General features: G+C 37.1%; 1 protein-coding gene. It reads left to right on the forward strand.

What is annotated here, in order from left to right; genetic code table 11:
- Positions 1 to 801, forward strand: an 801-nt coding sequence (locus tag AC1DPZ_RS27820; protein ID WP_477409635.1) for a sterol desaturase family protein, incomplete at its 5' end; no start/stop codon positions are given.
- Positions 802 to 1,056 lie beyond the last annotated feature (255 nt).

The raw sequence follows: 1,056 nt of genomic DNA on the forward strand, positions 1-1,056 counted from the left end.
ACACTTACCAATATTTATCTTACCTCGCTTGCGGTTGTAACCAACCTGGTAGTTAAAGGAAGCACATTTATTATACTGAGTTTTACTTACCAGTACCGCTTGTTTCAAATACACAATGTTTGGTTGTATTGGTTTGTGCTAATTGTGGCCCAGGACTTTTTATATTGGGTTTTGCATTATATAGGGCATTATTGCCGCCTGTTTTGGGCCATACATGTAACCCATCATTCATCAGAGCAATTTAATTTTACTACGGGTTTCCGGTCAACAGTTTTTGAGCCATTATACAGGGTATTTTTTTATTTACCCCTCGCGTTAATGGGCTTTACCGCGCTGGATATTCTATACGCCTATTTGGTTACCCAATTTTATGGCAACCTTGTGCATACACAATATAAAATACCATTACCAAAATGGTATGGATGGATCTTTGTAACTCCGGCACATCACCGGGTACATCATGCATCAAACATTCCTTATCTTGATAAAAACATGGGGATGGTTTTAATTTTATGGGACCGGATGTTTGGCACCTTCAGGGACGAAGATTTGCCCGAGCCGGTTAAATATGGCATTACCAAACAACCGGAGGATATGGGGCCGGTAAACATTATTTTTCACGAGTGGAAGGCATTAATCCACGATGTTAAGCATGCTCCGGGATTTAAAAATAAACTTGGGTATTTATTTAACCCACCCGGATGGAGCCATGACGGCAGCACGCAAACGGCCAGGGTGATGCAGCGGGAGTATGAAATACAGCACATTACTCCTATTGCCGAACAAAAATATTCTGCCTGACTTTAAGTTTCTCCAAAGGAAATAACAGAAAAATAATAATTAATTCCATTTTTAAGAATAAAAGAAGTCAAAACCCATTTTTAGCAAATAAAATTTGGTTCACCTACAAAATTTAACAAAAAATAAAATTTTCTATTGACAGAATCATTTTTTACCGTACATTTACAACATAATAAAAAACAATGAAATTTAACAGTGCATATTTTTATGGTTACTACTTCTACTTTAACAGTAAGAGCCGGGACTAATATGTAC

This window comes from Mucilaginibacter sp. P4_G9, assembly GCF_056400985.1.